Genomic DNA, 25,516 nt, shown 5'->3' with positions numbered 1-25,516 from the left:
CCGCCCTCGTCAGTGAGTGGGCTTATAAGCCTACACCCGCAAAACAGTCAACACCACTCATCCAACTTTTTTGACATTTTTGTAACAGGTTGATTCGACAGGAGTATTTCTAACAGGAAGTTATCCACAAGCCGCCTTTCGGGGCACAATTCCCGAAAAAACTTTTACCAGGCGATAAAGAACGGTCCTGAGCCCGGTGAAAAAATGCGGAAAAGCCCCGGAAAAACAGCGCCTTGGCCAAATTTATGGTTAACGCCAAAAAAACACAGTCAACGCCACGCTGTCAAACAACCGTCATATTGGATTGTCGCCAAAGGCACGGAACCTAACGCGCTTTTTCGTGTTTCCCTTCCCATCGAAGGAAGGAGACACACATGGCCGCCAATACAGACGATATCAGGGCATCCGTGAGCAAGGACATTGCAGCCTTGCAGCAGGAGGTGTCCCGCCTCCAGAAGATGATTTCCGCGCAGGGCGCCGAAGCCTATTACGAAGTGCGTGACCGCGCAGGCAAGGCATATGAAGACACCCTTCCCCGCGCCAAGAGCGCAGTTGCCCAGATTCGGGCGGAGGGTGCGGCCGTTGCCGGCACCGCCCGCGAACACCCGGCAGCGACCACAACGGCACTTCTGGTTGCGGGAGCGATCGGCTTCCTGGCGGGGTATATGCTTTCGGGCGCCTCGCAGCCTGAACCACGTCACTGGTGGCGTTGAATCGCCAACATCAAGTTCTACATTTTACGCATCCTGCAAATCCAATTTTTGCAGGATGCGTAAATACTTATGTCTTAGAAAAACCAACTTTTAGTGCGAGCAGTGAGGACATAAAAATGAAGGGAGGACATCATGGACGACAAGAGAGAGAAGCTGATCGTTGAAGTCAGCGTCGATGGAGGTTTTGGGCGTCGCGCGGTCGGTATCATGAACATGCGCCAGGCGCTCGACCTCCCTGAAATGCCGAGCCTTTCCTACACGCATCCGGACCCGGCCAAGGCCGCCGCTGGCATCGTGATGAACCGGCAGGAACTCGCCGGCTTCATGGCCTGCCCTTGAGGTGCAGGAAAAGCTTGTCCTCCTCGACTGCGCTTGCCTGAAGCGTTGATAATATCTTTCGGCATCCGAGATCCTCTACTCCCCCAGAATTTCAACCCCCATTGCTGGTATCCTCGCCCCGTTCATGCAAAGAACGGCTTCGCAATCACACCGGGGATGGCAAAGTGAAGGGCCGGCGATCACCGCAGAAAATACGCGAGCACATCAGACCCCAGGCTGAATCAGCCGGCAAGCGGGTCACGCTTCCGCGCGCGCTCTCCAAACTTGGCTATTGTTCCCGTACGCAAGCCGAACGGCTGATTGCCGAGGGCAGGGTCGCGATCGGCGATCGCATAGTTACCGATCCCTCGACATGGGTCGATCTTTCGGCCGCCCTTATCAAGGTCGATGGCAAGGAAATCATCGCAGAGGCGAGGATCTACCTGATGCTCAACAAGCCGCGCGGTCTGGTCACCACTCGTCATGATCCCGAGGGACGGCCGACGGTCTATGATTGCCTGACCGATTTCGACGTTCCACATCTCTCGCCCGTCGGCCGGCTCGACAAGGCGAGCGAAGGCTTGCTGCTCTTTACCAACGATACGGAATTCGCCCAGGCGCTACTCGATCCGATCACCCATATCTCGAAGTCCTATCACGTGCAGATCGATCAGATTGCCGACGACGATATGCTGACGGCCATGACGTCAGGTCTTCGGCACGACGGTGAATTGCTGCGCGCCACGGCAGCCCGAAAGCTGCGTGAGGGCGACCGCAATTCCTGGATCGAAGTGGAACTGCAGGAGGGCCGCAACCGGCAGATCCGTCGCATGCTGGAAGCGCTCGATGTCACCTGCCTGCGACTGGTGCGCGTCGCGATAGGTGGGCTGGAGCTTGGCGATCTGGCAAAGGGATCGGTCAGGGTGCTGAGCGAGGACGAGCTGAAGGACCTCCGCCGAAAGATCGGCGGCAGCAAAGCGATACGGGATTGAGAATGACGGAATTGATGCCGCATGATTTCTGGCAGGAAGTCCATCCGCCCGGCAGCTTCGAAACAGGCGGCGACTTCACCTCCTTTTTCGTGGCGCAGCTGGAGGACGGCAGACAGTTGCGCCTGCCGATCCGCGTGCTCGCCGACGGCGATCATGCGCTGGCCTCTTTGATTATCAATCAAGCGAGCTTCGCAGTGCTCGATGCGCTGGCAGAGAGCCTGGCGGAAAGAATCTGGCCCTTCGGCATCGACGTCATCGCTGGCCTTCCCACACTCGGCCTGACACTTGCAGCGGCAGTGGCCCAGAAGCTCGGCCATGGCCGTTACGTTCCGCTCGGTACCTCCCGCAAGTTTTGGTATCGCGACGAATTTTCGGTCGCTCTCTCCTCGATCACCACACCGGAGCAGCAAAAACGCCTCTATATTGATCCACGCATGCTGCCCCTTCTGGAAGGACGCCGCGTCGCGCTCATCGATGATGTCATATCGAGCGGAACGTCTATCGTCGCTGGTCTCGATCTGCTTGCCAGCTGCGGCATAGAACCTGTTGTCATCGGCGCCGCCATGCTGCAGTCGGACCGCTGGCGCGCAAAACTCGACGACGCAGGTCCTCAGTGGCAAGAGGTTACGAAAGGCGTTTTCACAACGCCGATCCTGGAGCGGACAGCCGAGGGAAAATGGCGCGCGCCAGCCTGATCGCCAGCAAGGCCACATGTAAGGATCATCCATTCTTTCGTCTGGACGGACTATACAGCGCCGGACGAAAAGCTACATTCGGCGTCTGATCGAACACAGGAACCGCCGATGACGCCCGAGCAAGCTGCCCTCCTCATCCTGCTGGCGGCGATGCTCTTTCTGTTCTCCCTCGATCGCCTGCGCATGGAAGTTATCGCGATCGGCGGATTGCTTGCGGGCTATGTGCTCGGTCTTTACCCCGCCGACAGCATCTTTGCCGGCTTCGCGAGCCCCGTCGTCATTACTGTCGTGGAAATCCTGCTGGTAGTCCAGGTCCTTGCACGCACCAAACTTTTTGACAGCCTCGCCGAGCGTTTCATGACATCGGGCCTTTCGCATTTCCGGGTCATAGCGGGCGTCTCGGCCCTGACTGGCTTCATCTCGATCTTCATGAACAATATTGGCGCTTTCGCGATCACTTTGCCGCTGGCGCTGCGGCTCAGCACGCTCATGAGCATTCCGCGACGGCAGCTTGTGATGCCGATCTCCTTTGCTGCTCTTCTCGGCGGTCTCGTTTCGCTGATCGGTACACCCGCCAACCTGCTTGTCGGCGATGCGCTTGAAAAAGCCACGGGCAAAGGTTTCCGCTTCTTCGACTTCGCCTATGTTGGCCTGCCGGTCGCCGTTCTGGGCATTCTCCTGATCACGCTGATCGTCCGGCGAATATTTTCCGAGCCGGACGAGGCCGTAGCAGCACCCGCACCCGCCGCCCGTCGCATTGTTGTCGAGCGCAGCATTCCCGAGCATTCGCCTTTTGTTGGCATTACGCTTGCCCAGTGTCTGGAGCGTTTCGGCATCCAGCCGCATGCCTTGATCCGCGATAGGGCTTTCGTTTTCGGCCCGCTCGAGCAATCGGTCATCCAGCCAGGCGATATTCTGCTGGCGCAAGGCGCGGATTCGATCTTCGCGGACCTTGCCGCCTTGCAGGCGCTGGTGCCTGAAGCCCATCCGCATGGGCTGCAGCCGGATTTCGCCAGCATCGAAGCCGTCGTCATGCCGGAAAGCACCGTCGTCGGATCGCGCATCGCCTCTCTGGAAATCTTCCGCAACCGCGGCGTCACGGTCTCGGCCCTATCGATGCGCTCTCCCCGTATCGAAGGACGTTTCGCCGACCTGCAGCTTTCAATCGGCGACATATTGGTATTGGAGGGGCCCAAAACAGCCATCGCGGAAGCCCTTGAGGAGTGCGAATGCCTGCCGCTTGCCTCCGCAGCGCCCTCGCCGAAATCATCGGCCTCATGGCGACCCTTTGCGATTTTTGCCTGCGGTGTCGCTGCTTCCGCCTTCGGTCTAAGCCCCGATATTGCCCTTGCCTTCGTGGTGTTGGCGCTTGCCCTGCTTGGCTACCTCAACATTCGCCATGCAATGGCGGATATCAACTGGCCGATCATCATCATGCTCGCAGCGATGATCCCCATCGGCCAGGCGGTCGCGACGACGGGCGTGGCTGAGGCCATTGCGGCATGGTTGAGCCTGGCCTTCCCAATCGGCCATCCCCTGTGGGGCGTCGCCCTGGTTCTGTTTCTCGCCATGGCGCTGACGCCTTTCGTAAACAATGCGACCGTCGCGATCGTGCTCGCGCCGATCGCACTTGAATTTGCGAGAGCCGGTCAGCAACCGCCACAGGCCTATCTGATCGCGGTTGCCGCCGGCGCCTCGCAGGATTTCCTCACGCCCTTCGGCCATCACAACAATACGCTGTCGATGAGCATCGGCAGCTATCGCTTCGGCGATTTCCTGCGCGCCGGCTGGCCGCTGACGCTCGCCGGCTATATAGTCACGCTCATTCTCATTGCCCTCTTCTGGCTTGAATGAGCCTTTGCTTGACTTCCCCGGCAATGAAACTAGAGCAGGGATAGAGCATGCGGCGCAAAACTGTGCCGCCGATTTGCGATAACGACATGCGTAAACAGAGACCTCGAGCGTGGGAAGCGAATCCTGGAGATTGCGACATGCTTGGTCTCAGCCGATAGAAGGATAGCCAAGCACCGTGCGTATTCTCTCCGAAGCCCATTTCCCGGAACTGCCGAACTACTACCGCGGCAAGGTGCGCGAGAATTACGATCTTCCGGATGGGCGGCGCATCATCATCAGCACGGACCGGCTGAGCGCCTTCGACCGTATTCTGACCTGCATTCCATACAAGGGCCAGGTGTTGACCCAGACCGCCCGCTACTGGTTCGAGGCGACGAAGGATATCTGCCCCAACCACGTTCTCGACTATCCCGATCCAAATGTCGTCATCGGTAAGCGCCTCGATATCCTTCCGGTCGAGATCGTCGTGCGTGGCTACCTGGCTGGCACGACCGGCACGTCGATCCTGACGCTCTACAAGAAGGGCGAGCGCGAAATGTACGGCATGCGCCTGCCCGATGGTATGCGCGACAACCAGGTCCTTCCCGAACCGGTCATCACGCCGACGAGCAAGGAATTCGACGGCGGCCATGACGAGCCTTTGACGCCTGCTGAAATCGTCAGCCGCGGGCTGCTGACCGCAGAGCAATGGGAAACGCTTTCGAAATACGCGCTGGCGCTGTTTGCCCGCGGCCAGGATGTGGCGGCAAAACGCGGGCTCATCCTCGTCGACACCAAGTATGAATTTGGCACGGACAAGGATGGCAACATCATCCTCGCCGATGAAATCCACACACCAGATAGCAGCCGCTACTGGGTAGCCGAGAGCTATCCTGCCGCCTTCGAAGCCGGAAAACGGCCGGAAAGCTTTGACAAGGACTTCGTCCGCGCCTGGGTGGCTGAACGCTGCGACCCTTACAAGGACAATATCCCGGAAATTCCGGTCGAGCTGATCGAGCAGACTTCGGCCGTCTATATCAAGGCCTACGAATGGATCACCGGCGAACGCTTCGTGCCCGACGACAGCGGCGAAACGCCTGTCGCCCGGGTCCGCGCAAATCTTGCACCCTATTTCCTTGGAACCGCTGAAAGGTAGTAGCGAGCCTGCTTGCAGCCTTTCGGCCAATCGCGCTAGCATCGGGAAAAAGGGGTGCCGGGCAAAGCCTGGCGGGGGACATATGGCACGCAGGCCCAGACGCAAGGCCGAAGAGACGCGGGAGGATATCCTCTCGATGGCGGACATCCTGTTCCGCCAGCGCGGTTTTGCAGCGGTCTCGATCGCCGATATCGCCTCATCCCTGCATATGTCTCCAGCCAATGTCTTCAAGCATTTCCACTCGAAAGCCGCACTTGTCGACGCGATCGCCGAGCGGCATCTCGGCAATGCCGCGGAGCGTTTCGCGGCAACCGACGCCAGCCTGCCGCCGAAGGAACAGCTGTTAAGCTTCGTCCTTCGTCTGCTCGACAGCCATTTGCAGGACATCCAGCAGAACCCCTATATCTTCGAGATGGTCATCTCGACGATCGAGGCCAAGCTTGAGGCCGGTAATCGTTATCGCCAGCGGATAGAGCAGAGGCTCCGCGAGATCATAGCCGAAGGTGTGGCCGATGGCCGTTACCATTGTAACCGCACCGATGCCGCCGCCAGCACTGTTGCAGACGTCCTGGCTTGCGTTCTCCATCCGATCCTGATCGCCAAGGACGATAAGGACACACTTGTCCATCGTGCAGAAAAAATCGTGTGCTTTGTGGATGCCGCACTGCAAAATAACGCTTGCTAAGTGACGATTGCTGACTTACGTCACTTCATAAAGCTTTTCTTAATATCGGATAACGGCATCTGTATCCGGACCAATCACTACGCTTATATCGAGCAGCGCCTCTTCAGGTCGGCGATTGAACCGCTACTGCCAACCGCACAGGAAATTCGCATGATTCGGCGTGCCTTCATCGTCTCCTCGGCTCTCTTGCTTGTTATGGGCCTCGCCGCCTGCAACGACAGCAGCAAAAAGCCCGCAGGCAATGCAGGCGCGGGCGCCGCCCAGCAGGGCGCTCCAGTTGGCGTGGTCACGCTGAAAAAGGGTACCTATCCGATCACCACGATCCTTCCCGGTCGCGCCGAAGCCTTTCAGGTGGCAGATATTCGCCCGCAGGTGAACGGCATCATCCGCGAAATCGCCTTTAAGGAAGGTGGCGAGGTCAAGAAGGGCGACCTGCTCTACCAGATCGATGATGCCGCCTATCGCGCCGCCGTCGAACAGGCACAAGCAGCCATCTCCAAGGCGCAAGCCAGCGTGCCGAGTGCCCAGAGCAATTTCGATCGCTACCAGCGGCTGGTCGGCAGCGGTGCAACGCAGATCGAGTTTGAAAACGCCCGTACGGCACTCGCCCAGGCAAATGCCGAAGTGGAAGCCGCCAAGGCGGCGCTGACCGCGGCGCAAATCGATCTCGACCATACGAAGATCATTGCTCCCTTCGACGGCGTCATCGATCAGACAGCTTACAACATCGGTAACGTGGTTGCCGCCAACCAGTCGAATGCGCTGACCACCATCCGCCAGTTGGATCCTATTTATATCTCGCTGACGGAATCGAGCATCAACCTCTTGAAGCTGCGCGATGCGATCGCGGCCGGCGAGGTGAAGGGGGAAGACAATAACGTCACCTTCCGCCTGATCCTCGAGGATGGCCGCGAATATAATCAGAAGGGCAAGCTCGATATGTCGAAGCAGGTCGTCAGCGAAACGACCGGCACATTCATCATCCGCGTTGTCTTCCCAAATCCGGATCGCGTCATCCTGCCGGGCATGTATGTCCGGGCTACCGTCGAGCTTGGTGCGGAGACCGGATATTCCCTGCCGCAGCTTGCAACGACCCGCGATGCCAACGGTCGCCTGACCGCGCAGTTCGTTTCCGCCGAAGGCAAGGTCGAGACCCGCATATTTGAAAATGCCACGCCCTCCAACAATTCGTGGCTCGTGACGCAGGGCGTGAACGATGGCGACCAGGTGATCGTCAGCGGTCTGCAGTCGATTGTATCAGGCATGCCGGTGAAGCCGGTTCCGATGAAGATCAACGATAACGGCGTGGTGGTCCCTGCCGATCAGCCCGCGGCCGGAGGCGAACAGAAGCCCGCAGCAAAGTAACGCGCGGACGTCTTCGTATCGTCACCGTCTCAGCCGTACAGGAATAACCGATGGCCAAGTTTTTCATCCGACGACCGATCTTTGCCTGGGTCATTGCGATCACCATCATGCTCGCAGGTGTGCTCGCCATCTTTACGCTGTCGATCTCGCAATATCCCGACATTGCGCCGACAACCGTGCGCATCAACGCCAGCTATCGTGGCGCCAGCGCGGAGACGGTAGAGAAATCGGTGACGACCATCATCGAAGACGGCATGACCGGCCTCGATGACCTGACTTACATGACCTCAACCTCGTCGACGGGCTCGGCCAGCATCTCGCTGACCTTCGGGACCAGCATCAACCCTGACATCGCGCAGGTACAGGTGCAGAACAAGCTCCAGCTCGTTCAGTCGCAGCTGCCGGGCGACGTCATCGATGCCGGCATCAGCGTCACACGCTCCACCTCGAGCATCCTTCTCGTCGGTTCGCTGATCTCGACCGACGGCAAGCGGACCTCGGTCGATCTCGGCAACATCATGTCGACCTCGATCGAGGATCAGATCCAACGTCTGGAGGGCGTCGGCAGCATCAATACTTTCGGTTCGGGCTATGCCATGCGTGTGTGGCTGGACCCGTTCAAGCTGCAGAAATTTCAGCTGACCCCCGGTGACGTGACCTCCGCCATCCAGGCGCAGAATACCCAGGTTTCCGTCGGTTCGCTCGGCGCCCAACCGGCGGTTCCCGGTCAGCAGATCAACGTCACCATCACCGCCCAAAGCCAACTCACCACGGTCGCGGACTTCGAGCACATCATCCTGAAGGTTGAAAAGGACGGTTCGACCGTTCGCCTCAGCGATGTCGCCCGCGTCGAGATCGGCCAAGAGAGCTATGGCGGCAATTCGCGCTATAACGGCCTGCCCTCCTCGGGCTTTGCCGTAAACCTTGCAATTGGTGCGAATGCCATCGATACCGCCGCCCGGGTGCGTGCTGCGCTTGAAACGATCGGCCGAGGCCTGCCGGAAGGCGTCGAGATCACCTATCCATATGACACGACCCCCTTCGTCGAGCTGTCGATCGAAAAGGTCGTCCATACGCTGATCGAAGCGATTGTGCTCGTCTTCGTGGTCCTGCTCGTTTTCCTGCAGAACCTGCGCGCGACATTAATCCCGACCATCGCCGTTCCCGTCGTGCTTCTCGGCACTTTTGGCATTCTCGCGATAACAGGCTATTCGATCAATACGCTGACGATGTTCGCCATGGTCCTGGCGATCGGCCTTCTCGTCGACGATGCTATCGTCGTCGTGGAAAACGTCGAGCGTATCATGTCGGAGGAAAAGCTCTCGCCGCTCGAGGCGACGGAGAAGTCGATGGGCGAAATCACCGGCGCCATCGTCGGCATCGCGCTCGTCCTGACCGCCGTGTTCATCCCGATGGCCTTCTTCGGGGGCTCGACCGGCATCATCTATCGCCAGTTCTCCGTTACCATCGTGTCGGCAATGCTGCTGTCGGCCCTCGTCGCCATCGTGCTGACGCCGGCGCTCTGCGCGACGATGCTGAAGCCTATCAACGAGCATAAGAAGCATCGCATCGGCGACTGGTTCAACCGTAACTTCACCCGTTCGACCAACGGCTACGTCCGCACCATCGGCTATCTCTTGAAACGGCCGATCCGTGTCATGCTGGTTTTCCTGCTGGTCGGCGCCGGCTGTGCCTACCTCTTTGCCCGCTTGCCAAGCTCCTTCCTGCCACAGGAAGACCAGGGCGTGCTCCTGACTATCGTCACCACGCCGCCAGGCTCCACCACACAGCAGACCCAAGCCGTCGTTGAAAAGGTCGAGAAATACTTCCGCGAGAACGAGAAGGACGCGGTCGACTCCGTCTTCGGCGCCCTCGGCTTCGGTTTCAACGGTTCGGGTCAGAACAGCGCCATCATCTTTACCAAGCTCAAGGACTTCTCGCTGCGCACCGATCCCAATCTCAGCGCGCAGTCGGTGGCAAGCCGGGCTCTGAAGAACTTCTTCACGATCCGAGAAGCACAGGTCTTTGCCCTGCTGCCGCCCGCTATCCAGGGTCTCGGCGTGTCGAGCGGCTTCTCGATGTATCTGGTGGACACCGGCGGCCATGGCACCCAAGCCCTGACGGCCGCTTCCAAACGGTTGATCCAGATGGCCGGCGCCACAGGGAAGGTTGTCGCGCTACGCTCGAATAACAAAGAAGTCGAGCCGCAGATGAAGATCCTGATCGATCAGGAGAAGATTGGCGCCATGGGCGTCGACCTCGCCTCGGTCAACTCAATGCTGTCGATCATCTTCACCGGCCGTGACGTCAACGATTTTACGCTGAATGGCGAGATCAAACCGGTTTACGTGCAGGGCGATGCTCCCTTCCGCATGCAGCCGACGGATCTGAACCATTGGTATGCCCGCAACAACGCCGGCGAGATGGTACCCTTCTCCGCCTTTACCACCACCCAATGGGTCGAAGGCGCACCGTCGCTTGCGCGCTTCAACGCCGTCAGCGCCATTCCGCTCGATGGCGCCGCAGCGCCGGGCGTCTCCTCGGGTGATGCGATGAACGAGATGGAGGCCCTGACCCAACAGCTCGGCGGCGGCTATACGGTTGCCTGGCAGGGCATCTCGTATCAGGAGCGCCTCTCGGGCTCACAGGCTCCGATGCTCTATGCAATCTCGGTTCTCGTCGTCTTCCTTTGCCTTGCTGCGCTCTACGAAAGCTGGTCGATCCCCTTCTCCGTCATCATGGCCGTGCCGGTCGGCGTGCTGGGCGCGCTTGCCGCAGCAACGCTCTTCGGGCAGGCGAACGACGTCTATTTCAAGGTGGGCTTGCTCACGACGATAGGCCTTGCAGCAAAGAACGCGATCTTGATCGTGGAATTCGCCAAAGACCGGATGGAGACCGGATTTGACCTCTTCGAGGCGACGCTGGAAGCGGCGAGGCTGCGCCTGCGCCCCATCGTCATGACGTCTCTGGCATTCATCCTCGGCGTCGTGCCATTGGCGATTGCAACGGGCGCGGGTTCCGCTGCCCAGAACGCGATCGGTATCGGCGTGCTGGGCGGCATGCTTTCTGCGACAATGCTAGGCATTTTCTTCGTGCCGAGCTTCTTCGTCGTCATCCGCCGCATGTTTGCCACACGGCAAAAAAATGAGGCGGCAGTGTGATATAAATGCACTGTGAGAAAGCTTTTCAGATTGCTACATTGCACGCGGACAGCTTCGGCATGATGTTTGGCGTAGAGAACGAGGCGCGTTAGCCGATAGTGAAGCATGACGCTTCGGACAAGAATTGACTTGCTCGAGTTACAGGATGAAATGCATGGTACCCCTTCGTTATGCCACACCGGCGCTATTGTTATTGCTTTCGGGCTGCGTCCTAGGCCCTGACCACGTACCTCCTGAAATGTCGCTTCCTGGAAAATTCAGCGAAGGCGGCGCAAAGAGCATCGGCGATGTCGCCACCACCGCATGGTGGACCGCCTACAATGACAAGAAGCTCAACAGCCTCATCCAGACCGGCCTCGATCAGAACCTGACGATTCAGCAGGCAATCGAACGCATCAATTCCGCCTCTGCCAACGTGACGATTGCCGGCGCCGGCGCCCTGCCTGCCCTCGATGCTGGCGCCTCCCACACCATCAGCGGCCAGACAGGCGAACTGCGCACCCAGCTTGATACCCGCAACACCAGCGCCGGCCAGCTCTCGCTGTCCTGGCTGCTCGATCTATTCGGCCTATACAAGCGCAGCAAGGAAGCTGCCCTCGCTTCGCTTGACTCGGCTTACGCGGGTGCCGATATTGCCAAACTGTCCTACATTCAGGACATTGTCTCGACATATATCGATCTACGCTTCTACCAGCAGCGCCTGGCGCTTTCGAAGGCCAACCTGAAGTCTCGTCAGGAAACCTACGACCTAACCAAGTTCCAGCTCGATGCAGGTGCCGCTTCCCGCCTCGATGTCGTGCAGGCGGAAGGTCTCGTCCAGTCGACGCTCGCAGAAATCCCCGGCCTCGAAACCAACATCCGCGTTTCGGCCCATCATATCGCGACCCTCGTCGGCCAGCCGGCCGGTTCGATGGTCGATGAGCTGATGCGGGGCTCCGGTCAGCCGACGTTCCGTGGCGGCATCAATTCGGGCATTCCTGCCGATCTGATCCGCAACCGTCCCGATATTCGCCAAGCCGAGCGTAACCTTGCAGCCGCCACCGCTCAGATCGGTGTCGCGGAGGCTCAGCTCTATCCGTCGATCACGCTGTCCGGTTCGATCTCGCCGAGCTACATCAACCAGCGCGGCCTTCACGGCGCTCTCGGTGCATGGTCCTTCGGCCCGAGCCTGAACCTGCCGATCCTCGACGGAGGCCGCCTGCGCGCCAATGTCGACGTTGCGAAGTCCGATGCAGCCGCATCCTATCTCGCCTGGAAGCAGACCGTTCTGACGGCGGTCGAGCAGGTCGAGAACGCTCTGTCGGCCGTCCGCCGCGACGCCGAGACGGTCAATGCGCTGCGCGCCCAGGTCCGCACGACACAGGAAACCCTCGAACTCTCGACGGCATCCTACAAGGACGGCGCTTCCTCGCTGCTCGACGTTCTCGACGCCCAGCGTCAGGTCTCCCTTGCTCAGGCAAGCCTTGCCGCGGCCGTTCAGCAGATGGCGAAGGATTATGCCGCACTCAATATCGCAACCGGCGGCGGCTTCGCTCCGGGCGGCAAGACGACGGCGCCGGTCAAGGTTGCCAAGGGCAGCTAAGATTTTCGCATTGTGTTATTTCAAAGCCCCGCGGTCTCCGCGGGGCTTTTGTTTGCGTAGAAGTCCGCCGGTACGGATAATCGCAGTGTTGGATGAATTTGGATTCGACAAGCTCCAATCGCTGCGCTATGCACTTGCTTAAACGATTAAGCTTGGCGCCTCAGATCAATGGTTTCACAACGCCCGGGACCCAATCTCAGCAGGATAGCGACGTCACTCGGCGTCTCTGTCGCGACGGTCTCGAATGCGCTTTCCGGCAAGGGTCGTGTTTCTGACGCTCTTATCGAGAAGATCCGCGCCCATGCTGCCGAACTCGGCTATGTGCCGAGTCAGGCAGGCAGGGCGCTGCGCACCGGACGCAGTGGCGTTCTCGGCCTTGTCCTGCCAGACATCGCCAATCCGCTCTTTCCAAAAATTGCCCAGGCGATCGAGTCCGCCGCGTCCGCCGCAGGCTACGGCGTCCTGATCGCCGACTCCCGCGGCGACATTACGGCGCAAACTGAGGCGATCAACCGACTGGTGGAGCGTGGCGTCGATGGCATGGTGGTCGTGCCTCGGCGCGCCACGCGCATTTCTGCTGCAAGCTGCCCGGTCGCCGTCATCGATACGGCCTCCACGCCCGGCAACACGGTTGCCGCAGACCATTGGCAGGGCGGTAGGGAAATTGCCGCCCATCTCGCCGATCTCGGCCACAGACGGATTCTGATCATCGGCAATAATCACGAGTCCAATGTCCAGAATGACAGGGCCGGCGGCATCAGGTCTGGACTGCAACCTGGCATGCAGTCCGAAACGCTCTGGATCGAGCGTTTGGAGAATGAGGCGGGCGCCGGCTGCCGGTTAGGTCTCGCAGAAAAGGTGCGTCGAGGCTTCACCGCCTTCGCAGCCCTTTCGGACCTGCAAGCGCTGCGCGCGCTGACCGAACTGCAGCAGGAGGGCATCAGCGTGCCCGGCGATGTCAGCGTCACCGGCTTCGACGATCTCATCTGGTCGTCTGTCGTGACGCCGTCGCTGACGACAGTCAGGATGGACATGGATACTATCGCCGAAATCGCCGTTTCGGCGCTCACCGATAGGATCAGTGAAAGCGGCACCCGGGAGGGCGTACTGGTTACGGCGGAGACCGAACGCGTGCCTATGCAGCTCATCATCCGCCAGTCATCCGGGCCTGCGAACCCGGCACAAAAAACCTCAGAGATGGAGAACAGGTAGAATGAAGAAAGCCCTCATCGCATCGGTGGCGTTGGCCGCGCTCTTCCCCTTCGGCGCTATGGCACAGCAACGGACACTGACTATTTCCGTCTATGCCTTCGCGCAGGATGACTACAAGACGATCGTCTACGACCCCTTCGAAGCCAAATGCGGCTGCAAACTCGTTGTCGAAACCGGCAACAGCGTCGAGCGTATCGCCAAGATGGAAGCCAACAAGGCCAATCCGGTGGTCGATCTTGCCGCCGTCTCCATGGCTGACGGCCTCGCCGCCGCCCGCGCTGGCCTGATCGACAAGGTCGATACGTCCAAGCTCGAAAATTTCTCCAAGCTCTATGATGTCGCCAAGGATCCGAATGGCGACGGCATGAGCGTTGGGTACACCTTCTATGCCACGTCCATCGCCTATCGCTCGGACAAGATGAAGATCGACTCCTGGGCCGATCTTTTGAAGCCGGAATATGTCAGCCACGTCGCCTTCCCGAACGTCACGACTAATCAGGGTCCGCCAGCGCTCTATATGCTTGGCCTCGCGCTCGGCAAGGACACGCCGGATCTCAAGGCGCCGATCGAAGCACTCGGCGAAAAGAAGGACGACATCGTTACCTTCTATGAAAAGTCCTCGCAGCTCGTGCAGTTGATGCAGCAGGAAGAAATCTGGGCCGCTCCGATCGGCCGCTTCTCGTGGGCCGGCTTCACCAAGCTCGATGTTCCCGTTGCCTGGGCAACTCCAAAGGAAGGCCAGACCGGCGGCATGAACGTGCTGGTCATGACTAAGGGCTCCAAGAACCAGGATCTCGCCCTGCAGTTCATGGATTTCTGGCTCTCGACGGAAGTTCAGACCAAGCTTGCCGAAAAGCTGATCGACAGCCCGGCAAACAAGGAGGTCAAGGTCTCTGACCAGGTCGCCAACAATATCACTTACGGCGAGGAAACCGCCAAAAGCCTGAAGCTGATCCCCTCCGCCGCCGCCCTCGACAACCGCAATGGCTGGCTGAAGGAGTGGAACGAAAAGGTCGGGCAGTAATCCCTGCTGATAACGGTCCCGGCACTGGCCGGGGCCGACCCCTCCTCCGCTCGAAAGGCGTCCCATGTTCCAGAACCGCGCCGAAGCCTTGGCACTTGCCCTGCCGGCAGCGATCTTCGCAGCCGTGGTGTTTTTGCTGCCTGTCGCGATCCTGCTGTCAGAAGGTTTTCGCAGCGGCAGCGCGTGGTCGCTTGCTGCCTATACGGATTTCTTCTCCGAAACACTGAACCGCACGGTCTTCTTCCGCAGCTTTCGGCTCGGTCTCGAAGTGACGGCAGTTTCGGCCATCATCGGTTATGCAGCCGCCTTTGCGATCGTCAACCTGCCGCCGAAGGGCAAGGGCCGCATGATCGGCCTCGTTACACTGCCCCTAATGATCTCGCCCGTTGCGCGCACTTATGCCTGGATCGTCATTCTCGGCCGCACCGGGATCGTCAACGAGGCCATCACCGGTCTTGGTCTGAGCGCCGAGCCGCTGCGCCTGCTCTTCACCGAGACAGCCGTCTTCATCGGCCTCCTACAGCTCTTCCTGCCCCTGATGATCCTGTCGCTCATCAGCGCACTTGAAAACATGCCGAAGGATGCCATCCCGGCTGCCCGCGTGCTCGGGGCCAACTGGTTCCAGGTTTTTTGGAAAGTCATCCTGCCGCTCACCAAGGAGGGCCTCGTCATCGGCGGCACGCTGGTCTTCACCGGCTCGCTGACGGCCTATATCACCCCCGCCATCCTCGGCGGCTCCAAAGTGCTGATGCTGGAAACGTTGATGTATCAGCAGGTTTCCGTCGCCAATAACTTCGTTTCGGCGAGCGTCATCGCCTTCATCCTAATTGTCATGAGCTTTGCCGCCAATATTCTTCTCAAGCGCCTTGCGACCGCGAGAAACCGCCGATGAGCATCCGCCTCTTTTCGCCTGTCGTTCTGTTCCTGCTGCTGGTCTTCCTGATTGGCCCCTTCCTGATCATCATCGCCGCCTCGCTTTCGGCAGGTGATACGCTGGCCTTCCCGCCGCAAGGCCTGTCACTGCGCTGGGTCGCCAAGGTGTTCACCATCGACAGTTTTCGCGACAGCTTCGCCATGTCGATGTTCCTTGCGGTCTTTGGCACGGTTGCAGCTCTCGTCCTCGGCATCCCCGCCGCCTATGCGCTGTCGCGCTACAGGCTGCCGGGCGCCGAGGCGGTGAGAACCATCGTATCGTTGCCCATCATCGTCCCTGGCATTATCGTCGGCCTGGCGCTGCTGCGCTATCTTGTCGTGCCCTTCGGCTTCAACATCACGCTCGCGCTGTTTTTTGCCCATACGGCACTGGTGCTGCCCTATGCCGTGCGTGTGGTCTCCGCAAGCCTCGGCAACCTGCGCGCCGACATCGAGGAAGCGGCCGTCCTGCTCGGGTCCTCCCGGCTCGGCGCCTTCTTCCGTGTCGTGATGCCGAATATCCGCGGCGGCATTCTGGCTGCCTTCATCCTCGGCTTCGTCACAAGCTTTAATCAGGTGCCCGTCTCGCTCTTTCTCTCCGGCCCCGGCGTGCGCACGCTGCCGATCGACATGCTGGGCTACATGGAAACCACCTACGATCCGTCCATTGCGGCGCTCTCGGCGCTGCTCGCCTTCCTTTCGATCGGCATCGTCTTCCTCGCCGAACGCTTCCTGGGATTCTCTCGCTATGTCTGATGCCTACCTTCAACTCGACAAGCTGACGCTCGCCTACGGCGATACGGTCGCGGTGAAGGACCTCGACCTGTCAATCGCCAGGGGCGAGCTTGTGGCGCTTCTCGGCCCTTCCGGCTGCGGCAAAACGACGACCATGCGCGCCATTGCCGGCCTACTGAACCCGGCCTCCGGCCGCATCAATCTGGACGGCGCTGACATCACCCGCGTCTCCGCCAACAAACGCGCGGTCGGCCTCGTCTTCCAGTCCTACGCACTTTTCCCGCATCTGACTGTCTATGAAAACGTCGCCTTTGGCCTGCGGCTTAAAGGCCTTCGCGGCCAGGATCTGGACAGCAAGGTCAATGCCGGCATCAGATCCGTCGGCCTTGCAAAATTCGCCGGCCGCAAACCGGGCGAGCTCTCTGGCGGCCAGCAGCAACGCGTTGCCCTCGCCCGCTCCATGGTCATGGAGCCGAAGGTGCTGCTGCTCGACGAGCCGCTTTCCAATCTCGACGCCCGCTTACGCCTCGAAATGCGCGCCGAACTGCAGCGCGTCCAGAAGGAAACCGGGGTGACGATGATCTTCGTCACCCACGACCAGGCGGAAGCACTTGCGCTAGCCGACCGCATCATCGTCATGCTGAACGGCGGCATTGAGCAGATCGGCACGCCGGAAGAAATATACAACAACCCCATTTCCTCCTTCGTCGCCGATTTTGTCGGTTTCGAGAATGTCTTCGCGCTGAAGGACGGAAAGCTTGCGACGGCGAACGGCGCGATCGCACTTTCTACTCCCGCGCCGGATGTTGCGGCGGGCCTGGCATGGCGGCCGCGCGCGGTAATCCTTGGTTCCGGTCCTTTCCAGGGCACCGTGCGTGGCACGTCCTTTGCCGGCAACAGCCGCGAATATCTGCTCGACAGCGCGCTCGGTCCGATCAAAGCGGAAGTGGATGCCGCCCTGCCGCAACACGAACTCGGCAGCACCATCGCCTTCGACCTGCCGGTCGATGCGGCCGCAAACCTCAAGCGTTTCGGGTGAGATCATGGGCGTCTGGATCGACACGGACATGGGTTTCGACGACATCGCCGCCATCATGGTGGTGACGAACGCCGAACACGACATCGATGGCGTCTCACTGGTCTTCGGCAATGCGCCACTGCCGCAAGTCCGCGCCAATGCCGCGGGAGCCGCCAAGGCCTTCGGCTGGAAATTTCCTGTTCATATCGGCCGTGATATGCCCGTCCTCGGCAAGCTTGAAACCGCGCAGGCAATCCTCGGCGAAAGCGGTATTCCGACGACGGGCAAACATCTGCCACCGGCGCCCATCCAGCCTGATAGCGATGCCTTCCTTGCCCTCTCCCGTTGGCTGGAACTGGAGGGCCCCCATCGCGTCCTGGCGCTTGGTCCGCTGACGAATATCGCGGCATTGACGCTTGCCCGACCCGATCTTGCAGCCCGCATCACCGAGCTCGTCTGGATGGGCGGCGGCGTCACTTCGGGCAATCACACCGCTTCCGCCGAGTTTAACGCGCTTGCCGATCCGGAAGCCCTGGCAATTGTGATCGCCCATAAGCTGCCGCTGCGCATGGTCGATCTCGATCTCTGCCGCAAGGTTCTCGCAAAGCCTGAGGATGCCGACCCGGTTCGCGCTGCGGGTGGCGCCAATGCCGAACTTCTCGCTGATATGTTCGCTGGCTATATCCGCATCGGCACCAGCCGTGGCCGCCCGGCTATGGCGCTCTACGACCCTTCGGCCGCTGTCGCCTTCGTGGCTCCCCAAGTGGTAAGCTTTCGCCCTGCCCGCATCGATGTGGAGTTGCAGGGACAGCATACGCGTGGGCGCACGGTCGTTGAAACCCGCGCCACGCATGCAACCTTCAATGCACAGTTCGCCGCCGACATCGATGCCGATATGGCACGTGTCATCATTCTCGCCGCCCTGGTTAACGAGGCCCGCAAATGACCGCCACTCCGCGCCAGGAACCTGCCGACATCAATGAACCGGCCTTACGTGCCCGTGCCGTCGCCGCGGCCCGTGGCGTTGGCCCCTTTGACGTGCTTGTGACCGGCGGCCGCATCCTCGATGCCGTCACCGGCCTCGTCCGTGAAGCCGATATCGGTCTCGTCGGCGCACTGATCGCCAGTGTGCACGCGCCGGCAAGTCGCAGCGACGCCGACAAGGTGATCGATGCGACTGGCAGCATCATCTCTCCTGGCCTCATCGATACGCATATGCATGTCGAAAGCTCGATGGTCACGCCAGCTGAATATGCTAAGGCCGTGTTGCCGCGCGGCGTGACGACGATCGTCTGGGACCCGCATGAATTTGGCAATGTCCATGGCCTCGACGGCGTACGTTGGGCAATCGAAGCCTCGCGTTGTCTGCCGCTGCGCATGATCCTGTTTGCTCCCTCCTGCGTTCCCTCCGCCCCCCGGCTTGAGCTGGCGGGAGCGGATTTCGATGCCAATATCATTGCGGAATTGCTGCGCTCACCCGCGATCGGCGGCGTCGCCGAGGTGATGAACATGCGCGGCGTCATCGATGCCGACCCCCGCATGACAGCGATCGTCAATGCGGGCCTGACCTCCGGCAAACTCGTCTGCGGTCATGCCCGCGGGCTGGAAGGCGTCGACCTCAATGCCTTCATGGCCGCCGGCATCACCTCCGACCATGAACTGACCTCTGGCGCTGACCTGCTGCAGAAACTCGCGGCCGGCATGACGATTGAGCTGCGTGGCTCACACGATCATTTGCTGAAGGAATTTGTCGATGCATTGAACGGTATCGGCCACCTACCGCCATCCGTGACCCTCTGCACCGACGACGTTTTCCCGGATGAACTCTACGAGAACGGCGGCCTCGACGATGTGGTGCGCCGCCTCGTGCGCTACGGCATGCGCCCGGAATGGGCGCTCCGTGCGGCAACCTTCAATGCCGCGCAGCGCCTGAAGCGCTCCGATCTAGGCCTCATCGCCCCCGGCCGGCGCGCCGATCTGGTGCTGTTCGAGGATATGCACGAGTTCAAGGCACGCGCCGTTGTCGTCAACGGCCGCCTCGTCGCAAAAGACGGCGCGGTGACGGAGGCAATCGAGACGTTCGATGCCGGCCCGCTCACGCATTCGGTCAAGCTCACGCCTTTCGTCGAGGACGATTTTCGTATTCCCGCCGACGGTACGAAGGTGCGTCTTGCGACAATCGATCGCCCGCGCTTCACTCAATGGGGCGAAGCCGAGGCCGATGTCCGCGGCGGTTTCATCGTGCCGCCGGCCGGCAGCGCCATGATATCAGTCGTCCACCGTCACGGGCTCGCAGATGGCAAACCGCGGATCGGCTTTCTGACTGGCTGGGGCGAGTGGCGCGGCGCCTTCTGCACCACCGTCTCGCATGACAGCCACAACCTCACCGTGTTCGGCGGAAATGCAGGCGACATGGCGCTTGCCGCCAATGCCGTCATCCAAGCCGGCGGCGGCATGGCGGTGACAAAGGACGGCCGGATCGAAGCCCTGCTGCCCCTGCCACTCTCCGGCCTTGTAACCGATGCCACCCTGCAGGAAACCGCTGAAGGCTTCGCCGCAATCCGCAAGGCGATGGAAACTATCGTCGACTGGAAGCCGCCCTATCTGGTCTTCAAGGCCTGCTTCGGCGCTACGCTTGCCTGCAACACCGGCCCGCATCAGACCGATCGCGGTATTGCTGACGTCCTCACCGGCACGGTTCTCGAAAGCCCCATCCTGGAGACCTTTTGAGGCGGCTTACGTCTCAGTCTTCAGCTCCCGCTCCACCAGCGCCACCCAATAGGCTGCGCCATACCCCAGTGCCTCGTCATTGAAGTCATAGGCAGTATTGTGATGCAACGCGCCATCAACGGCCGGACCATTGCCCAGCCAGACGTAACAGCCGGGAACGTTCTGCCCGAAGAAGGCGAAATCGTCGCCTGCGGTCGACGGCGGAAAGCTCGTGCGCACCCTTTCCCCGAAAACGGCCTGTGCGGCGCCTAAAGCGCGCGACGTCGCATCCGCATTGTTGACGACGGGCGGAATGCGACGCTCGAATTCATAGTCGACCGAAATACCGAACATGGCGGCGGTGCCCTGCGCAAGCCGGCCGATTTCCACCTCAAGCTGATCGCGAACCTCGAGCGAATATGCGCGCGCCGTTCCACCGATTTCGACGATATCGGGGATCACGTTCAATGCCTTTGGATTGCCCGCCTGTATTGAACAGGCGCTGACGACAGCCGGCTGAAGGGGATCGACGACGCGCCCGACGATCGTCTGCAGCGACGACAGGAAAATGCCGGCAGCGGTGATCGGATCACGACCGAGATGGGGCTTTGCCCCATGCGTGCCGACACCCCGGAATGTGATCCGCCAACTATCCGAGGATGCAAGCTGCGGCCCCTCGACGACTGCGATCTCATCCACGGCAAGCCCCGGCATATTGTGCAACCCAAAAACGGCATCGCAGGGAAATTGCTTGAACAGTCCCTCTTCCACCATGCGCCTTGCACCGCCGCGGCCTTCTTCGGCCGGCTGGAATATGAAATGCACTGTGCCGGAAAAGCCCCGCGTCTCCGCCAGATAGCGAGCCGCTCCGAGCAGCATCGTTGTGTGCCCATCATGACCACAGGCATGCATCTTGCCTGGCACCGTCGACTTGTAGGGTCGCTCCGCCGTCTCCGGCATGGCGAGCGCATCCATGTCTGCCCTCAGTCCTATCGCACGCGTGCCGTTACCGATCTGAAGCGTGCCGACCACACCGGTGCCGCCGAGACCGCGATGCACTTTGATGCCTGCTTCTTCGAGAAGCTTCGCGACGATCGCGCTGGTGCGCTCTTCCTCGAAGCCTAGTTCGGGGTGGGCATGTAGGTCGCGACGGAGGGAGGTTAGAAAGGGCAGATCGTTGCTGATCCGGGCGGGAATGCTCATGAGCCTGGATATCCTGTAAGACGAAAACGGGCGCCCGACGGCGCCCGCATCAGATTGTTCTTTTTTCAACAAACAAGCCGTAAGCGCAAGCCTCTACGCCTCTTCGACAAAGACCTCTTCGCGCTTGCGCTTGACGCTCGGCAGGAAGACGACAATCAGCACAGCAACGGCAATCGCCAGCAGGGTGGCGCTGATCGGCCGTGTGATGAAAGTCGTCGCATCACCCCGGGACAGGATCATGGCGCGTCGCAGGTTCTCTTCGAGCAGCGGGCCCAGCACGAAGCCAAGCAGCAACGGCGCCGGCTCGCAGCGAAGCTTGGCGAGCAGGTAGCCGATGAGGCCGAAGAAGGCGACGGCGTAAAGGTCGTAGACGTTGGAATTGACGCTGTAGACCCCGATCGAACAGAAGGCCATGATGATAGGGAAAAGCACGTAGTACGGCACTGTCAGCAGCTTCACCCACAGACCGATCAGCGGCAGGTTGAGAATGACGAGCATCAGATTGCCGATCCACATGGAAGCGATGATGCCCCAGAAGAGTGCAGGCTGTTCCGTCGCCACGTTCGGCCCTGGCACGATGCCCTGGATGATCATCGCGCCGACCATCAGCGCCATGACCGGGTTTGCCGGAATACCGAGCGTCAGAAGCGGAATGAACGAGGTCTGCGCACCGGCGTTATTGGCCGATTCCGGCCCGGCGACGCCGGCGACCGCGCCATGTCCAAACTCCTCCGGCTTCTTGGAAGCGCGCTTTTCCACCGTATAGGATGCAAAGGATGCGAGGATTGCCCCGCCGCCCGGCAAGATGCCGAGCGCTGAGCCGATGACCGTTCCACGAATGACCGGCGCAATCATCTCCTTGAACTCTTCCTTCGACGGCAACAGGCCCGAGACCTTCGCCATCAATACCGTTCGGGTCTTCTCGCCTTCCAGATTGCGCAGGATTTCTGCAATGCCGAAGACGCCGACGGCAAGCGCCACGAAATTCAGCCCATCGGCGTATTCACGGATGCCGAGGGTAAAGCGCGGCGTGCCGGTATAGATATCCGTCCCCACAAGGCCGAGCAGCAGCCCAAGCGCCACCATTGCCAGTGCCTTGACGACCGAGCCATGTGCAAGCGCGATCGAAGACACGAGACCGACGATCATCAGCGAGAAATATTCGGCTGAACCGAATTGCAACGCGATTGCTGTGAGCGGCGGCGCGAAGATCGCCACCAGGAAGGTTGAGACTGTGCCGGCGAAGAAAGAGCCGAGCGCGGCGATCGCAAGAGCCGCGCCCGCCCTGCCCTTTCGCGCCATCTGGTAGCCATCGATCGCGGTAACGGCCGAAGAGGATTCGCCCGGCATGTTGATAAGGATCGCCGTTGTCGAGCCGCCATACTGCGCGCCATAATAGATGCCGGCGAGCATAATGAGCGAGGAAACTGGCTCAAGCTGGAAGGTGATCGGCAGCAGCATGGCGATCGTTGCCGTTGCGCCAATGCCGGGCAATACGCCGATTAGCGTGCCGAGCAGCACGCCGATCAGGCAGAAAAGTAGGTTTTCCGGGCTTGCCGCCGTGTAGAAACCAAGAGCGAGATTACTGAAAAGTTCCATCGCAGCCTCCTAGAACCGCACCCAGGGGCCGAAACGTTCAAATGGCAGCCCGAGCCCATAGCTGAAGACCGCCACCGAAAAGACCGCCAGCACCAGCGAAAGGCCAAGCGCCATCAGCACGGTCATGCGGGTAGACGCAAAGCAGGCGATGAAGGCGGTCAGGAAGATTGCAGGCGCAAAGCCGAGCCCGCGCACAGTCAGCCCGAAGAAGATCGGCGCCGGAAGAATGAAGAGCATGCCGCGCCAGGCGAACGGCTCGATCGGCTCGCCCTGGACCCGCACGGCCTGAACGAGAATAATGAGACCAAGCAGAACGAGGATGCCCGACAGGACGAGCGGGAAATAACCAGGCCCCATGCGCAGCGCCGTGCCGATTTCGAGGTCCAGCGACTGATAGGCAAAGAAGGCACCCGTTGCGGCGAGCAAGGCGCCGCAGATGATATTAGTTGTGTCGAAACTGAGGGATTTCATAACGTCTCCTGGAGTTGGAGATAAAGCGTCGCGGCTGATATCGGGGACTGCGCAAACACCCTCCTGCCGACCGGGAGGAGGGTGCTGATGTCGCAGTCGGACTCAGTCTGCGTATTCGCCGGCAGCTTCGATGACGGGCTTCCAGCGAGCGATTTCGCTCTCGAGCTTCGCCTTCAGTGCGGCCGGCGTCGCATCGGCTTCGGATGAGGGAGCCGTTCCGAGTTCGGCAAAGCGGGCTGCGACGTTCGGATCCTTCAGCGCGATCTGCAGCGACTTCGACAAGCGCTCGTTGATTTCGGCAGGCGTGCCTTTCGGCGTGTAGATGCCGTGCCAGATACCCACTTCGAAGCCGGGCAGGCCGGCTTCGACGGCGGTCGGAATATCCTTGAGCACATCGAGGCGGGCCGGCGAGGTAACGGCATAGGCCTTGATCGTGCCGCCCTGGATCTGCTTCGTCGTATTGGTCGTCTGGTCGCACATGATATCGACCTGACCGCCGAGAAGGTCGGTCATGGCGGGGCCGGTGCCCTTGTAGGGAACGGTTGTCAGTGGCGTCTGAATGGCGCTCATGAACATCATGCCGCAAAGATGGGATGCCGCACCGATACCCGCATTGGCAACGGTGACCTTGTCTTTGTTGGCCTTCACATACTCAACCAGCCCCTTGAGATCGGCCGGCTCGAAATCCTTGCGGGCGACGATCGTCATCGGAACATCGGTGACGAGTCCGACATATTCGAAGGCATTCAACGTGTCATAGGCAAGCTTGCGGTAAAGCGTGGCGCTGGTCGCCATGCCGATATGATGCAGCAGGATCGTGTAGCCGTCCGGATCGGAGCTTGCGACGCGACCGGCGCCGAGCGTGCCGCCTGCTCCGCCAACATTTTCAACGACGATCTGCTGGCCTAGATCCTTCGACATGGATTCGGCGACGAGGCGCGCGACGGTATCAGTCGGGCCGCCGGCGGCGAAGGGCACGACCATGGTGATGGTGCGCTCGGGATAGGTCTGGGCCGAAGCGGTGTAGGCGAGAAGCGAAATGGCAGCAGCGGCGGTCACGCCGAGCATTGCCTTCAGGATTTTCATCGTTTTCCTCCCTGATGAAAATGGGTCATTCGCCGGTGCATCCTCCGCACCGGCTTGGATACTCCATTTGCAGGCCAAGGACTTGCAGCCGCAATCTCGGCACGAAGAGAGGAATGATGATTTTGCGACAGTGCGCCGCAGCATGGGTTGATTTGGAAACAAATGGTTAAAGCGATGGGTGGAAATCCACCCATCGCCCTTGCGTCACCGGTTCGGCGGCAGAACGACCTCGCCCGTTTCCAGGAGCGATTTGAGGTTGGACAGAATTTGCGGCCATCCGCCGGAGACTGCACCAATGAATTTGGAACCTTCGACCGGAATCGAATGCGTCAGCGTCAGCTTGACCGCCTCGCCGACCGGTTCGAGCTCCATCACGCACTGGGAAAACCCTTCAGCCTTGAGCTCTGGCTTGAACTCATTACGCCACTTCAGGACCAGCCTTTTGGGCGGATCGAATTCGAGGATTTCGCCGGTATCGGTGACGGTTCCATCGGAATAACGCATCTGCCAAGGGGAACCGACTTTCCAATCAGTCTCGAACTGCACGCCAAGCCAGAATTTCTTCATGAATTCCGATGTCGTGAGTGCCGACCAGAGCTGCTCCGGTGTGGTGCGGATATAGGTGACGTAATTGAATGCGCTGCCAGCCATGATGATGCTCCTTTTGGTCAAGGCTTGGTCACACCCTCGCCGGCAGACCGGACGATTCATTCGCCGCCGCTGCCTTCGAGGCTCTTCTTGAGATCGGAGAGCGCCTCTAATGCACGGCGCTCGAATTTGCTGATCCACCGGTCTACGATCTCGTTGATCGGAACCGGATTGATGTAATGCAGTTTCTCGCGTCCCTGCCGGCGCGTGGAAACGAGGTTTGCTTCCTCGAGAATGCCGAGATGTTTCGTCACCGCCTGACGCGTCATCTCCAGCCCTTCACACAATTCGCCGAGCGTCTGACCATTGCGCGCATGCAGGCGATCCAGCAGACGTCTCCGGCTACCGTCCGCCAGAGCCCGAAAAACCGCGTCTTCATCCATATCAATACGGAACCAT

23 protein-coding genes are annotated in these 25,516 nt (G+C 60.3%); 17 read left to right on the top strand and 6 right to left on the bottom strand.

All coding sequences use genetic code 11. From position 1 onward, the window contains the following. The first annotated feature begins 374 nt into the window (after nt 1-374). The 17 genes from FHX08_RS29475 to FHX08_RS29395 all read left to right on the top strand — a co-directional run bounded on the left by FHX08_RS29475 (nt 375) and on the right by FHX08_RS29395 (nt 20,131). The gene (locus tag FHX08_RS29475; RefSeq protein ID WP_132656859.1) at nt 375-713 is read left to right on the top strand and encodes a hypothetical protein; all 339 of its coding nucleotides are present in this window, start codon (nt 375-377) and stop codon (nt 711-713) included. Nucleotides 714-845: 132 nt separating this feature from the next. Further along, nucleotides 846-1,052: a hypothetical protein gene (locus FHX08_RS29470; RefSeq protein ID WP_132656860.1), complete on the top strand. Its 207-nt coding sequence runs from the start codon at nt 846-848 to the stop codon at nt 1,050-1,052. Nucleotides 1,053-1,216: 164 nt separating this feature from the next. Beyond that, nucleotides 1,217-2,023, top strand: coding sequence for a pseudouridine synthase (locus FHX08_RS29465; RefSeq protein WP_184328113.1), 807 nt, complete (start codon nt 1,217-1,219; stop codon nt 2,021-2,023). A gap of 2 nt (nt 2,024-2,025) precedes the next feature. Further along, nucleotides 2,026-2,718: a phosphoribosyltransferase gene (locus FHX08_RS29460; RefSeq protein ID WP_184328112.1), complete on the top strand. Its 693-nt coding sequence runs from the start codon at nt 2,026-2,028 to the stop codon at nt 2,716-2,718. A gap of 108 nt (nt 2,719-2,826) precedes the next feature. After that, nucleotides 2,827-4,572 carry an SLC13 family permease gene (locus FHX08_RS29455; RefSeq protein ID WP_132656863.1) on the top strand — a complete coding sequence of 582 codons (1,746 nt, stop codon included), beginning with the start codon at nt 2,827-2,829 and terminating at the stop codon, nt 4,570-4,572. A 175-nt stretch (nt 4,573-4,747) separates the two neighbouring features. Beyond that, complete coding sequence (locus tag FHX08_RS29450; protein ID WP_132656864.1) at nt 4,748-5,707, top strand: phosphoribosylaminoimidazolesuccinocarboxamide synthase; 960 nt, start codon at nt 4,748-4,750, stop codon at nt 5,705-5,707. A gap of 82 nt (nt 5,708-5,789) precedes the next feature. Continuing rightward, a complete protein-coding gene (locus tag FHX08_RS29445; RefSeq protein ID WP_132656865.1) occupies nt 5,790-6,392 on the top strand; it encodes a TetR/AcrR family transcriptional regulator in 603 nt (200 codons plus the stop codon). A gap of 150 nt (nt 6,393-6,542) precedes the next feature. Next, nucleotides 6,543-7,757, top strand: coding sequence for an efflux RND transporter periplasmic adaptor subunit (locus tag FHX08_RS29440; RefSeq protein WP_184328111.1), 1,215 nt, complete (start codon nt 6,543-6,545; stop codon nt 7,755-7,757). 50 nt (nt 7,758-7,807) lie between these two features. Beyond that, the gene (locus tag FHX08_RS29435) at nt 7,808-10,918 is read left to right on the top strand and encodes an efflux RND transporter permease subunit (protein WP_132656867.1); all 3,111 of its coding nucleotides are present in this window, start codon (nt 7,808-7,810) and stop codon (nt 10,916-10,918) included. Nucleotides 10,919-11,072: 154 nt separating this feature from the next. Beyond that, nucleotides 11,073-12,500 (top strand): efflux transporter outer membrane subunit, encoded by a 1,428-nt coding sequence (locus tag FHX08_RS29430; protein WP_132656868.1) that lies wholly within the window; start codon nt 11,073-11,075, stop codon nt 12,498-12,500. Between the two features lie 168 nt (nt 12,501-12,668). Then, nucleotides 12,669-13,712 (top strand): LacI family DNA-binding transcriptional regulator, encoded by a 1,044-nt coding sequence (locus tag FHX08_RS29425; protein ID WP_132656869.1) that lies wholly within the window; start codon nt 12,669-12,671, stop codon nt 13,710-13,712. A 1-nt stretch (nt 13,713) separates the two neighbouring features. Next, the gene (locus FHX08_RS29420) at nt 13,714-14,736 is read left to right on the top strand and encodes an ABC transporter substrate-binding protein (protein WP_132656870.1); all 1,023 of its coding nucleotides are present in this window, start codon (nt 13,714-13,716) and stop codon (nt 14,734-14,736) included. Nucleotides 14,737-14,800: 64 nt separating this feature from the next. Beyond that, nucleotides 14,801-15,628: an ABC transporter permease gene (locus FHX08_RS29415; RefSeq protein ID WP_132656871.1), complete on the top strand. Its 828-nt coding sequence runs from the start codon at nt 14,801-14,803 to the stop codon at nt 15,626-15,628. Then, nucleotides 15,625-16,404 (top strand): ABC transporter permease, encoded by a 780-nt coding sequence (locus FHX08_RS29410; protein WP_132656872.1) that lies wholly within the window; start codon nt 15,625-15,627, stop codon nt 16,402-16,404. Before FHX08_RS29415 ends, FHX08_RS29410 begins: the two co-directional genes overlap by 4 nt. Next, entirely contained in the window at nt 16,397-17,422 is a 1,026-nt protein-coding gene (locus FHX08_RS29405; RefSeq protein ID WP_132656873.1) for an ABC transporter ATP-binding protein, read from the top strand. Before FHX08_RS29410 ends, FHX08_RS29405 begins: the two co-directional genes overlap by 8 nt. 4 nt (nt 17,423-17,426) lie before the next feature. Beyond that, nucleotides 17,427-18,347 carry a nucleoside hydrolase gene (locus FHX08_RS29400; RefSeq protein WP_132656874.1) on the top strand — a complete coding sequence of 307 codons (921 nt, stop codon included), beginning with the start codon at nt 17,427-17,429 and terminating at the stop codon, nt 18,345-18,347. Continuing rightward, nucleotides 18,344-20,131 carry an adenine deaminase gene (locus FHX08_RS29395; protein ID WP_132656875.1) on the top strand — a complete coding sequence of 596 codons (1,788 nt, stop codon included), beginning with the start codon at nt 18,344-18,346 and terminating at the stop codon, nt 20,129-20,131. Before FHX08_RS29400 ends, FHX08_RS29395 begins: the two co-directional genes overlap by 4 nt. Nucleotides 20,132-20,137: 6 nt before the next feature. Here the strand turns inward: FHX08_RS29395 and FHX08_RS29390 are convergent, their stop codons facing one another. The 6 genes from FHX08_RS29390 to FHX08_RS29365 form a co-directional block, all read right to left on the bottom strand. Continuing rightward, nucleotides 20,138-21,313 carry a M20 aminoacylase family protein gene (locus tag FHX08_RS29390; RefSeq protein WP_132656876.1) on the bottom strand — a complete coding sequence of 392 codons (1,176 nt, stop codon included), beginning with the start codon at nt 21,311-21,313 and terminating at the stop codon, nt 20,138-20,140. Nucleotides 21,314-21,406: 93 nt separating this feature from the next. Beyond that, nucleotides 21,407-22,912 (bottom strand): tripartite tricarboxylate transporter permease, encoded by a 1,506-nt coding sequence (locus FHX08_RS29385; RefSeq protein ID WP_132656877.1) that lies wholly within the window; start codon nt 22,910-22,912, stop codon nt 21,407-21,409. 9 nt (nt 22,913-22,921) lie between these two features. Then, the gene (locus FHX08_RS29380) at nt 22,922-23,383 is read right to left on the bottom strand and encodes a tripartite tricarboxylate transporter TctB family protein (protein WP_132656878.1); all 462 of its coding nucleotides are present in this window, start codon (nt 23,381-23,383) and stop codon (nt 22,922-22,924) included. Between the two features lie 102 nt (nt 23,384-23,485). Beyond that, entirely contained in the window at nt 23,486-24,469 is a 984-nt protein-coding gene (locus tag FHX08_RS29375) for a tripartite tricarboxylate transporter substrate-binding protein (RefSeq protein WP_132656879.1), read from the bottom strand. A 204-nt stretch (nt 24,470-24,673) separates the two neighbouring features. Further along, nucleotides 24,674-25,120 carry an SRPBCC family protein gene (locus FHX08_RS29370; protein ID WP_132656880.1) on the bottom strand — a complete coding sequence of 149 codons (447 nt, stop codon included), beginning with the start codon at nt 25,118-25,120 and terminating at the stop codon, nt 24,674-24,676. A gap of 56 nt (nt 25,121-25,176) precedes the next feature. Continuing rightward, nucleotides 25,177-25,500, bottom strand: coding sequence for an ArsR/SmtB family transcription factor (locus FHX08_RS29365; protein WP_132656881.1), 324 nt, complete (start codon nt 25,498-25,500; stop codon nt 25,177-25,179). Nucleotides 25,501-25,516: the final 16 nt, after the last annotated feature.

Source organism: Rhizobium sp. BK529 (genome assembly GCF_014194105.1).
Taxonomy (GTDB): Bacteria; Pseudomonadota; Alphaproteobacteria; order Rhizobiales; family Rhizobiaceae; genus Rhizobium.
This window is presented reverse-complemented; position numbering and strand designations above follow the sequence as displayed.